General features: G+C 69.2%; 5 protein-coding genes. 3 read left to right on the top strand and 2 right to left on the bottom strand.

What is annotated here, in order from left to right; translation table 11 throughout:
* Window positions 1-516: 516 nt before the first annotated feature.
* A complete protein-coding gene (locus N803_RS15710) occupies window positions 517-1764 on the top strand; it encodes a S8 family peptidase (protein ID WP_245617330.1) in 1248 nt (415 codons plus the stop codon).
* A 123-nt stretch (window positions 1765-1887) separates the two neighbouring features.
* On the opposite strand, the gene N803_RS15705 is transcribed toward N803_RS15710, so the two are convergent.
* Window positions 1888-2487, bottom strand: coding sequence for a GNAT family N-acetyltransferase (locus N803_RS15705; protein ID WP_035907052.1), 600 nt, complete (start codon window positions 2485-2487; stop codon window positions 1888-1890).
* 134 nt (window positions 2488-2621) lie between these two features.
* Between N803_RS15705 and N803_RS15700 the strand changes: the two genes are divergently transcribed.
* On the top strand, window positions 2622-3299 hold the full coding sequence (locus tag N803_RS15700; protein WP_281175019.1) for a hypothetical protein: 678 nt from the start codon (window positions 2622-2624) through the stop codon (window positions 3297-3299).
* A gap of 101 nt (window positions 3300-3400) precedes the next feature.
* Here the strand turns inward: N803_RS15700 and N803_RS15695 are convergent, their stop codons facing one another.
* Window positions 3401-5833 carry a CHAT domain-containing protein gene (locus N803_RS15695; RefSeq protein ID WP_035907050.1) on the bottom strand — a complete coding sequence of 811 codons (2433 nt, stop codon included), beginning with the start codon at window positions 5831-5833 and terminating at the stop codon, window positions 3401-3403.
* Between the two features lie 87 nt (window positions 5834-5920).
* On the opposite strand from N803_RS15695, the gene N803_RS17695 reads away from it, so the two are divergent.
* Complete coding sequence (locus tag N803_RS17695) at window positions 5921-7816, top strand: hypothetical protein (RefSeq protein WP_156969826.1); 1896 nt, start codon at window positions 5921-5923, stop codon at window positions 7814-7816.
* Window positions 7817-7822 lie beyond the last annotated feature (6 nt).

The raw sequence follows: 7822 nt of genomic DNA, 5'->3' as shown, positions 1-7822 counted from the left end.
CCCAAACCCCACCACTCCCCGGGGCTCTGTCGCGCGTCGTGAGTCGCGGGGCAGCCTGACTGGTGGCACGTCAGGTGACGTGCCGCGACACTTTTGTCCCTGCATCGGACAGGTTCTGAAGATTTCCACAAAGAACTCTGGAATTACCGACGGTCATGGACAGGATGGGTCATGCCGCCCCCGAAAGAGGGCGGCCCGTTCGTGCCACCTCGAGTGCCACGCACGGACCAACCCTTCACAACGGAGTGAGAATGACTCGTTTCAGTCAGCGCCGGCGGGCCACCTTCGCCGTCGCAGCGACGGCCGCAGCAGCCGTCGCACTGCTTGGCGGTGTCCCCAGCGTGGCGTCCGCATCCGAGACCGAAGCGTCGACGCCGGTGCCGATCGTGGCGCCGGAGGGTCAGACGATGAGCTACATCCTCAACGCGAAGGTCGCGAACCCGGGCCAGACCCGGCTTCTCGAGAAGGCGGTTGCCGAGGCGGGTGGCGTCGTCGTCCAGAGCTGGCCGCAGATCGGTGTCGTCGTCGCCCACTCGCAGCACTCGGCCTTTCCGTGCCGACGTCCGCGTTGCGGGCGGCCAGGCTCTGGAGTCCGTCGGCGCGACCCGCACCGTGCCCGTGCTCGAGGGCACCCCCGAGGGCGTCCAGGCCCCGTGGGGTCCGGGCGCGAACGGCTACATGCAGGGCGCGAAGAAGGACGCCAACGGTGACGTCGAGGCCCCGACCACCCCGGCGGAGACCACGGACGAGCGCGAGGCTCAGCAGTGGGACATGAAGATGATCAAGGCTGACCAGGCCCACAAGATCACCGACGGTTCCCGCAACGTCCTCGTCGGCGTGCTCGACAGTGGCATCGACCCCGACCACCCGGACCTTCAGCCGAACATCGACGTCGCGAACTCGGTGAACTGCACCAACGCGGGTCGTCCCGACACCTCGGCCACGGGCTGGAACCCCACCACCAGTGACCACGGCACCCACGTGGCCGGCACGATCGCAGCCGCCCGCAATGGTGTCGGCATCGTCGGTGTCGCGCCGAACGTGCGCATGGCCGCGGTCAAGGTCGTGAGCAACGAGGGCTACATCTACCCGGAGTTCGCGGTGTGTGGCTTTGTCTGGGCCGGTGAGAAGCACATGGACGTCACGAACAACAGCTACTACGTCGACCCGTTCGAGTTCTGGTGCAGCGACCAGCCCGACCAGGCTGCCGCCAAGGAGGCCGTGAGCCGCGCCGTCGCATGGTCGACCAAGCAGGGCGTCGTCCACGCCGCCGCTGCGGGCAACTCGGCCTACGACCTGTCCGACAAGTCGGCCTTCACGGACCCGACCAGCCCGAACGACGGCAGTCCGATGGTCAACCGCACGCTCAACGACGGCTGCCAGGACATTCCGGCCGAGCTTCCCGGTGTCGCGACCGTGTCGTCGCACACCAGCACGGGCGCCCTGTCCGGCTTCTCCAACCGCGGTCTCGGCGTCATCGACGTCTCGGCTCCGGGCAGCTCGATCCTCTCGACGATCGTGCGCAACAACGGTTATGGCACCAAGAGCGGCACGTCGATGGCGTCCCCGCACGTCGCCGGCGTCCTCGCCCTCATGAAGTCGGCCCACCCCGAGCTCACGCCCGAGCAGATGGTGGCCAAGCTGCGCGCCGACGCGGTCGACACGGCCTGCTCCACGGCGAGCGGCCCGGCCTGCGTGGGCACGCCGGAGAACAAGAGCTACTTCGGTGAGGGTGTCGTCGACGCTCTGAAGGCCGTCAGCTGACGCAGTCCAACGAGTCGAACCAGCAGGCCTGCGTCTGATGCAGGACAGCACGACCCTGCCGGGGTGAGCGTCGCGCTCACCCCGGCAGTGGCGTCTCTGGGGGAGTGAGGGAGGGTGCGGGCGTCAAGCGGCGAGTGTGCGGCGCATCGTGAGCCGGGGCAGTTTGCTCGCCGTCGCCTCGGTCGTGCCGACGACCTCGAAGCCGGCCTTCTCGAACATCGCGCGCGTGCCGACAAACGCCATCGTGAGGTCCATGCGCCCGGGCGGGTCAACCGGATGGGACTCGACCGCCGGCGCGCCGTTGGCCCTGGCGTAGTCGACGGCGCCCTCGAGGAGGTGCTGCGTCACGCCCTGCCTGCGGTGGCCGCTGCGCACGACGACGCAGACGATGCTCCAGACGGGCAGGTCGTCGGTGGGGAGCATGAGCTTGGACCGGGCGAGCCGGGTGATGTCGGCTCGCGGTCCGATGTTGCACCACCCGACGGGTATGCCGTCCCGGTAGGTCACGACGCCCGGTGGCAGTTCGCGTTCGCACAGGGCGCGCATCGCCTGCTCACGTTGCGTGGGTCCGTCACCTCCCAGCTCGGTGATCTCGGCCTGGGTGAGGCGGTGCGAGAGGCACCAACAGTGGGTGGGGCGCCGGTTCGCGTTGACGACGGTGACGAAGTCCTCGAACCGGTCAGGCGTCACCGGATGCGTCTCCCACGTGGCGTCGTCCGACATGGCCCCATTGTGTCCCACGGGGGCAAGAAGTCGGAGTGTGGGGAACGGGAACATTCCGCAATGAGTGTCGTTGTGTAATGATGTAAGCACTGCAATACCGACGCAGTGCAGCACCATCAGGAAGGAGACCCACCATGAGGTCCCACCACACACACTTCACCCCCGAAGACACCCCCCGTCCCACCGAGCGCGGCTCCCGTCGCGGCATGCCCGGGCGTGGTCCCGGCGGCCCGCGCGGCGGCCGTGGCATGGGCGGTCCCGGCGGCGGTCGCGGCCGCGGCATGGGTCGCGGAATGGGCCGGCCCGGCGGCTGGCAGCAGGCCGACGTCCCCAGCGCCGACGACGCCCAGGACTGGTTCACCGGGCGCCTGCCCAGTGACTGGTTCACCGACGTCGACATCAACGTCGACCGTGACGAGATCACCGTCATCGGCACCCTCGCCGCGGAAGACCTCAAGCCGGCTGAAGCCGAGGGTCGGATCAGCCGCTGGCGTGCCGACACCAAGGAGGCGCGCATCGCGATCGCCCAGGAGGCCGAGGCTCGCTACGAGCGCAAGGTCTCTTGGGGCGTGCGACTCGGCGAGACCGAGGCGCTCTTCACCCACCTTGCGGCTCCGGTCATGACGCGCCTGCGTCAGCCCGAGCGCCAGGTCCTCGACACCCTCGTCGACGCCGGCGTCGCTCGCTCCCGGAGCGACGCGCTCGCGTGGTCGGTCCGACTCGTCGGCCAGCACGCCGACGAATGGCTCGGTCAGCTCCGTGAGGCGATGAGCGAGGTCGACAAGCTCCGCTCCCAGGGCCCCGGCCTCTGACTCACCTTCTTGCTCAGGCAAGAACACCGTGACGGTATGCCGTCCGCGCGACTCGCGCGGACGGCATACCTGCGTTGTGGGTTCGGGTGAGACGAAGGTGCTCAGGCGGTCGCCCACATCCCGCCGCCGAAGAGGACGAAGCCAGCCCAGTCTCGGATCTGGGCGCCGGCCCGCAGCCGGTCCACGACGGCGTGCTGCAGGGCGACGGCGGGCCCGTCGGCGAGCAGACGACGATAGAACGTGGTCATGAGGAGTCGGGTCTGGGTGTCCTCGACCGCCCACAGCGGCCCCAACACGTTCCGGGCTCCGGCGGCAAGGAGAGCCGACAGCAAGCCATAGGGCTCATCGCCCGGCCCGAAGCGGTAGACGCCGCCATCACAGATACTGAGGACGACGAGTTGAGCGGATCTCAGGTCCAGACTCCGGAGTTCCTCGGCGTTGACGTGGCCGTCGTGTTCCTCCGTTGCACTCAAGAGGACGCGATGCAGATTCATGGCGTCGGCCTCGGGGAATTCGCCGTGGGTCGCGAGATGAACAACGTCTGCGCCGGGGGACCATCGACGGAGTGCCGACTCGCTGGCCTCGTCGCCCACGAGCACACTCGCCTCCAGCTGCGACAGGAGCGAGCGCACCTCGGCGACCTCGAGCTCGGCCTGGGGGAGCGGCTCATAGTCCGTCACGGACGGGTTCGCGAAGCCGACGAAGCGCCTGGGTGCCGTGGCTTCGCGCTCGCGAAGGACCTCCCACACCGAGACGCTGGGCACGACCACGGTGGCGACATCCTCGACGAGACAACGCCCCTCGGGCGTGCGCAGAGCGGCGAACGGCACGGCATGGAGGATGCCGTGGGGGACGATGAAGAGGGTCCGGAAGTCACGGATCGCCAGACCCGCCTCCTTGAGGGGTGCCACGAGGATCCGATACAGCTCGGCAAGCCGCGGGTCGGCGTCCCCGTCGTTGTCGAGGATCGACATTCGGGTGTTGACGATCAGTTCGGCCAGCGGGCTGGCATCGATCGGTTGCCGGCCGTCGACCTGGATCCGGCCGATGAAGTGCCCAACTCCCTCGCCGGGATGCAGCGGGAGGTGGAGGGTCAGCGGGCCTCGGGGCGTGATCGCCATGATCAGGAGCGTTCCCGCCGGATCGAGCGCGTCGTAGGGGATGTGGTAGGTCACGATCGCTTCGTCGGGTGCCAGCCGGCCGATGACGCTGTCGAGGGAACCGATCGGTTCGGTCCCGATGAAGCCGGCGTCGGACTCGGCGTGAAGCGCTTCGAGAGTGGCCAACGTCCGGAGCCGTTCCGGGTCGGCCGTCAGGCCACCAATGGGGAGGCGACTGACGAGTCGGATCTGGTCGCCGACGTCGTCGTCCAGGGTCGGGGGAGCCTCGAGATGAAGGACCGCCGCGCCCAGTGCGGCGGCCCGATCCCGCAGGGACGGTTCGAGTTCGCGCACGTGACCGGTCATCTCGTCGAGCAGCGTGCGCGCGCGGAAGCGTTCGACCGCCTGGTAGGCGCGCTCGACATCGCGTCCCACCAGCCGGGTGAACTCGTCCGTCACCATGTCGCCACTCAGCTCGTCGAGCTGTTGGGCCATCCAGAGCCGCCCCGCCCGGGATCGCGAGCTGCTTCGGAAGTCGTCGACAGCTCCTGCGAACCGTTCCGTCACCGCGATGAGCGTGTCGGTGAGCCGATAGCACTCCCGTTCACCGGCATACAGAGTTGAGACGGCCTCGATGAAGGTCGTGAGGTCCCCACCGGCGTGGGCCGTTTCCGCAACGTGCGTCAGTCGCGCGCGGGCGACATCAGGGCTGCCCCATTGGTAGGACAGACCCGCGAGAACCAGCTCCAGATCCGTCTGGCTGGACGCGCCGCCCGTGAAGGAGTGGGTCCCGGGGGCCACGAAGGACTCGGTCGCGAGGGCGACCTTGCGCAGGGCCGCGTCTGCCTGTGATTGTTCGGCGTCGAGCCACGGTGTCTGCTGGACCTCACGCACGGCGACCCCGACGAGCGAGATGAGATTCCGTGCCCGCCCACCGGTGGGATCGGTCTCGATGAGGGTCAGTGCATCGACACAGTCGTCGAGGGTGACGAGCAGCCACCGACCGTAGGCCTCATGGTCGCGCTGCTCCCGGGCGGACTGCCCAGCGAACCAGGCGCTGTCTGCCACCACGACCCCGGCATTGAAGGCCTGCGTGGCCAACCGCAACCGGCGCGCCAGCCCTCGCATGCCCACTGCTCGATCACGGGCCGACGAATGCTCATCCTCCGTCGTCGCGAGCACCTTGCAGATCTCGGCATGTTGGACGCCGCAGGTGATGGCACGGGGCCAGTCGTCGTTGTTGCTGAACATGAGCATGGCCGCACCGAATGCGGCCCGGGCTCGAGGCAGGTCGCCGGCATCCAGAGCGGTGAACCCGGCCTGAGCCACCTCGACAGCCACGTCAGGTGGGAGCGCCCCGGCGGCCTGGAGCCTGGCCGGGAGGGTGTCAGGGGCGTTCAGCGCCACCTGCAGGACCTCCTCCGCGAGGGTCACGCAACGAGCGTATCGAGGGCTCGAGTGAGCCCGCGGACCTTTGGCAATTCCGAACGGGACACCCCCGACCTGAGTAGCGTTGTGGAGGTGAAACGAGCCTTCGTGCTTGTGGGTGTGGGAAGGACCGGGCGGCTGCCGATCCTGCCTGCGGTGGACGCCGGTCTCAAGGCCGTCCGGGACTGGATCCGCGAGCAGGGAGTGCCCGACGAGTTGGTCGCACAGTTGGACGACTCGGGAGGGAACCCGGTCGAAGTCGCCCAACTCTTCGATGCGGTCAAGGCCTTTGCCGACAGTCGCGTGGTCGAACAACTGGTCGTCTATTTCTGCGGGCACGGCGTCGTGAACGACGGCAGCGAACTCTGGCTCCTCTCCGGTGCACCCGACGACCCGAGCGCAGCGGTCAACGTCGCGAAGTCCGTCCGGTTGGCCGAGCGCGGCGTCATCCCGCACATCGTCCTGCTCTCCGACGCGTGCCGGAGTCAGGCTGCCTCGCTGCAGTTCGGGGAGGTCACAGGCTCGTCGATCTTCCCCAACCCCAACACCGTCGGGTCTCGCAAGGTCGACGTCTTCTATGCCACGCGGGTGGGAGAGAACGCACACCAGGTGGCCGAAGAGGAGGCGCTCGCTGCGGTCGGAGCCGCGGCCAAGACGTTCCACCCCGTCTGGACCGAGGTGGTCGCCGAGGCGCTGCGAGGTACGTACCCCGAGGTGCAGCGCGAGACCGTCCAGCTGGGCGGAACCGAGGTGGACGTCGTGCGGCCGTGGTCGTTGCACCAGGCGCTTCCGACCCTCCTGGCGAACCGGCTCAACCACTTGGGTGTCCTCGCACAGGTGGCGCAATTCCCGGACAGCCGGATCACGTCCAACCCGACGGAGGTGTGGTTGTCCCAGTTGCCGCACCTCGTTGCGCCGACCGCACCGGCGGGCGCGCCGGATCCGCCTCTCGGCCCCGCAGCACCAGCGGGCGCACCGCCTCCCGCACCGGCACCGCCGCCTGCGGCCGGACCGCCACCCGCCGTCGAGGAACAGGTGCAGGACGGGGAAGCGCCGGAGCCGCCGCGGCGCTACCGCGGGCGAAAACGTCGTCGCCTGCCCTGGCGCAAGCCCTGGAGTTCCACGCCTGCTCCGGACCTGCCGGCGCCGCCGATGCCAGCCCCGCCGATGCCGGTGCCGCCGAGTGAGACGGGGCCGCCGGCCCCCACGACGGGAGCGTCACCGTCGCCGCCGCCGCTTTCGGTGCCGCCGCGCCCGCCGAGCCGGATGGTCGACCACGACGAGCTGCGCGCGACACGAGCGGCGTCCCATCTCACCACCGCAGCCCTCGCTGGCGGTGGCGAACCGCTGACGGCGCTCGCCGTTCGCGAGCAGCAGGACGTGCCCGAGCCGATGGACATCACCGCGCTGGCGCGCGGGCCACGAGGACAACTGGCGGGCGTCGGCGATTTCGTCCTTGTGGTTCCGAACTTCGGTGATCGTGGCTGCACCGCGGTCCTCGACGAGTCGGGAGCCGAGGACCTGAGATGGCACTCGCGTGGCCAGGGTGGGGAGGTCGAGACCGTTGTGCCCGAGTGGCGCTCAAGCGTGGCCAGCCGCAGCCGGTTCGGTCTGCAGTGGCTGAACGACCCGGCGGAGGCCGTCGCCCGCGCTGTCGAGGCGGCGGGGGAGGACCCGTCGATCGCGGTCTACGTCGCGTACGGACTGGTCGAGTCGGGACACCGGGCCCACGTGCTCACCCTCCTCGACGGACTGCAGGTTCAGGGGAGCCCGGTCCCGTACGACGTGGCGCTGCTGGCCGAGGACCTGTCTGCCTTCGACGGTCCGCCGTTCCCCCTCATGAGCGCCGGATGGTCTCTTCTCGGGGATGACGGCGTGGCCCCCATGCCGACTCTGCCGGGTCGCAGTGCGTCCCTGTGGACGGCCTTCCGGGCGGATGCTGCCGACCTCGCCGCCCTCGAACAACTCCTCACCGACCGGCCTCACTGAACCCAG

It is taken from the genome of Knoellia subterranea KCTC 19937 (assembly GCF_000768685.1).
GTDB classification, from domain to species: domain Bacteria; phylum Actinomycetota; class Actinomycetes; order Actinomycetales; family Dermatophilaceae; genus Knoellia; species Knoellia subterranea.
Note: the sequence above shows the minus strand (reverse complement) of the source record. Positions and strands in the feature narration are given on the sequence as shown.

Excerpts from the sequence above, each read along its gene's own strand:
- N803_RS15705 (WP_035907052.1), bottom strand. The coding sequence starts at position 2,487 with ATGTCGGACGACGCCACGTGGGAGACGCATCCGGTGACGCCTGACCGG.
- N803_RS15700 (WP_281175019.1), top strand. The coding sequence starts at position 2,622 with ATGAGGTCCCACCACACACACTTCACCCCCGAAGACACCCCCCGTCCC.